Genomic DNA, 3,664 nt, shown 5'->3' on the forward strand with positions numbered 1-3,664 from the left:
GCCCCTGCCTGCCGGCTCCGTCCAGCGGCAACCGGAATCCACGGCGCCCGCGGGAACGGAGGGCCAGCCAGCGCCGTACCACCTCCGCCAACACGCCACGCGGCCGGAGCAGTCCGCTGCCTCCCGCGGCCCGGACAGTGAGGAGCTGGGCACGGGCGCTCGCTGCCGGGCCGGAGAACAGAAAGATCCACAACGGAGATCAGCTGAAAGCGGCGAACGCGCCAGCGCCAGTCACATCCACAAGATCCTTAATTAGATATCAACGATACCTTGACGCGAACCTCCCAGCCAGGCAGTGTGACCCACGCGATATTCATCAATCTATTTACACCAGTTGGCATGCGGTGCCCAACGGCCAATCAGCCGCCGGGCACCGCGAGAGAGATCAAGGCTGATGCGAGTGACGGTAGACCCGGGTCGATGCCGGGGACACGCTCCGCGTGTCCCCCGACGCTTCGGCCCTATCCGGCTTAGAGCGCCCGGCAATAGGGGACGCGGCGTCACGGGGCCAGGGCACGCACCTCGCGTCGTTGTCGTCAGTCGCCACCCAACACCAGGGTGGCTCCCTCCTCCGCCTCGCGATGCACGCACCCCAGCCCCGCTCCTTGATCCACACCCCTGTTGCCGGGCGCTCCTACCGGTCACGTCTCGACACGCGGAGCCCGCCAGCAGAGCAGGAGCCCGGATTGGCCCGGCCAGCCGTGGAGAACCGTCCCAAGCAGGCCACCGACCTGGCGGGCTGATCGCCTTGCTGGAAAACCATGAACCTGGAGATCAGGAACGGACATGACTGCCGAGGCCATCATCCCGCCGCTTTTCTGTGCGGCCCACCTGCTGGGCTCGTGGGACGAGCGCCATCCCCAACAGGCGTTCGGCGAGCTGGCCGGGCAGGATACGCCGAGCCGCCCGGACGGCACCCTCGTCATCGCCCGCCGCGAGGAGATGACGGAGTTCCTCCGTCACCCGGCGGTGCGCGCCACCGATGGGACGCACTACAACATGGGCGCCCAGCGCCCACTGATCCCGTTGGATCTCGACGGCGACGCGCACCGCACCTACCGCAAACTGCTGGATCCGTTGTTCGCTCCAAAACAGGTCGCGCGGCTGGAGGCGACCATACGAGCACGAACAAACGCCCTGATCGACATGTTCGTGGACACGGGTGAGGCCGAGCTGCTGACGAGCCTGTGCGCGCCGCTGCCCACGCATATCTTCATCGACCTCCTCGGTCTCCCCACCGACGACCTTCCGATCTTCCTGGACTTCAAGGAAGCGGTCGTCCGGCCACAGGGCAGCACCGCGGAGGAACAGCAGGCGCACATGCGCGCGGCGGGCGAACGCATGTACGACTACCTCACGCGCGTCCTCGCCGAGCACCGCGCCGAGCCCCCACGGGACGACCTGATCGGCGCCTTCCTGACGGCCAGCGTGGACGGCGCGCGACTGTCCGACCAGGAAATCATCGATATCTGCTATCTACTTGTGATCGCAGGCCTGGACACGGTCACCTGCTCACTGTCGTGCATGCTCGCCTGGTTCGCTGAGCACCCTGCCGAACGCCACCGGGTGCTGACAGACCCGACGCTGCTCGGCAAGGCGATCGAGGAACTGATGCGCTTCGAGTCACCGGTACCGCTCGGGCATCGGTGGGTGACCGAGGACATCGAGGTCCACGGCCGCCGGTTCCCGGCCGGGTCCAAGGTCGAGGTGGTGTGGGCGGCGGCGAACCTCGACCCGGCCGCGTTCCCCGATCCGATGACCGTCGAGTTCGAACGCCCGCACAACGCGCACGTCGGTTTCGCGGCCGGCCCGCATCGCTGCCTCGGCTCCAATCTCGCCCGCCTCGAGCTGCGCGTCGCGCTCGAGGAGTTCCACCGGCGCATTCCCGAATACACGATCGCTCCTGGAAAGGAAGTGCTGTACACGAACTACGGTGTACGCGCCGCGATTCATTTACCGATCACCTTCCCGGTCGCCTGAACGGCCCCGGCACCCGTTCAGCGCTCCTTCTCATACGAGCAGGCCCGGCGGCTACGAGCAGGCCCGGCGGCGCCGCGCCCTTGGCGCCGGGCGCTCTCAAGCAGCGGTTTTTTCATCTCTGTCCGCGGTGCGATATCGGATCCGCCTGTCATCTGGAGGAAGATGTGACACTCGACGTAGTACCCGAGGGCCGGCTGTACATCGATGGGGAGTTCCGCGAGGCGATCGCCGGCGGGCGCTTCGACGTCCTGAGCCCGAGCGACGAGTCGGTCGTCGGCACGGCGGCCGACGGGCAGGCCGAAGATGTCGCCGCCGCGGTCACCGCGGCCCGACGGGCCGCGGACGAGACCCTGTGGGCCACCGACCATGCGTTCCGCGAGCGGGTCCTGCGCCAGTTGCAGGATGCGCTACGCAAGGAAGCGGCCGTTGCCAAACAGATCCAGATCGCCGAAGCCGGCACCCCGACGTCCAACATCGGCGCCCACATCGACGTGATGACCGATGACATGTCGTACTTCAACGATCTCATCGGGCGCTTCCCGTGGGAACGCGACTTCGGCGTGCACCAGGGCGTTGGCCTGCCGAGCAACCGTCTTGTCCGGTACGAGCCGTATGGCGTGGTCGGGGCGATCACACCGTGGAACGCGCCGTTCATGACCGACATCTGGAAGATCCAACACGCGCTGGCCACCGGCAACACCATCGTGCTCAAGACCGCTCCGGACACACCGCTGACAGGGGCCTTCATCGCGAAGATCGCACACGAGCACACCGACCTGCCGCCGGGCGTGCTGAACGTGATCAGCTCGCACGACAAAGCCGTGGCAGGAGAGGCACTGACCGGCGACCCGCGGGTGGACATGTACCACTTCACCGGATCACCAGCCGTCGGCCAGCGCATCTACGAACGTGCGGCGGTCGGCATCCGCAAGGTCTGCCTGGAGCTCGGCGGAAAGTCCGCGAACATCATCCTCGACGACGCCGATCTGGCCGTCGCGCTGCCGATGACAGTCGGGATGTGCATGGCCAACAGCGGGCAGGGGTGTGCGCTCGCGACCCGGCTGGTCGTACACGCCTCCCGGTACGACGAGGTGCTGGAGGCAGTGACCGCCGCCATCGGAGCGCTGCCGTGGGGCGACCCGACCGACCCGGCGAACATTGTCGGGCCGATCATCAACGGTGCGCAGCTGGCGCGGATCGAGGGGCTCGTGGAACGGGCCCGGGCCGCGGGCGCGCGGGTGCCGGTCGGCGGGCGTCGCGGCGCTTCACCGACCGGCGGCAGGGGCTTCTGGTACGAGCCGACCGTCGTCGCTGACGTGCACGAGGACGCTGAGATCGCCCAGTACGAGGTGTTCGGGCCGGTCCTGACCGTGGTGCGGTACGACGGCGACGACGATGAGGCGGTCCGGGTCGCCAACAACTCCCGCTACGGGCTCTCGTCGTACATCCAGACGCAGGACCCGGAGCGTGCCCTGCGTCTCGCGAAGCGCATGAAGGCCGGGACCGTCAACATCGGACCATCGTTCTACCTGTCACCGGACACACCGTTTGGCGGATACGGCATCAGCGGTGTCGGGCGCGAGCACGGCGAGGACGGCTTCCGCGAATATCTGCAGGCCAAGACCATCGCGACCCCAGGGACGCCGATGTGAAACGAGCACCGGCTTCGCGATGCGGCCGGGCC

The 3,664-nt window shown here is 67.6% G+C and carries 3 protein-coding genes; 2 read left to right on the top strand and 1 reads right to left on the bottom strand.

The features are described from left to right. Positions 1–193: hypothetical protein (locus tag MJ785_RS20995; RefSeq protein WP_239313861.1), on the bottom strand; the 193-nt coding region annotated here is incomplete at its 3' end. Positions 194–786: 593 nt separating this feature from the next. On the opposite strand from MJ785_RS20995, the gene MJ785_RS21000 reads away from it, so the two are divergent. Together MJ785_RS21000 and MJ785_RS21005 are read left to right on the top strand one after the other, a co-directional pair. Next, on the top strand, positions 787–1,980 hold the full coding sequence (locus tag MJ785_RS21000; RefSeq protein WP_239382522.1) for a cytochrome P450: 1,194 nt from the start codon (positions 787–789) through the stop codon (positions 1,978–1,980). Between the two features lie 164 nt (positions 1,981–2,144). Then, the gene (locus tag MJ785_RS21005; protein WP_239382524.1) at positions 2,145–3,632 is read left to right on the top strand and encodes an aldehyde dehydrogenase family protein; all 1,488 of its coding nucleotides are present in this window, start codon (positions 2,145–2,147) and stop codon (positions 3,630–3,632) included. The last annotated feature ends 32 nt before the right edge of the window (positions 3,633–3,664 follow it).

The organism is Protofrankia sp. CiT1 (assembly GCF_917627335.1).
In the GTDB taxonomy this organism is placed as follows: domain Bacteria; phylum Actinomycetota; class Actinomycetes; order Frankiales; family Frankiaceae; genus Protofrankia.

Excerpts from the sequence above, each read along its gene's own strand:
- MJ785_RS21000 (WP_239382522.1), top strand. The coding sequence starts at position 787 with ATGACTGCCGAGGCCATCATCCCGCCGCTTTTCTGTGCGGCCCACCTG.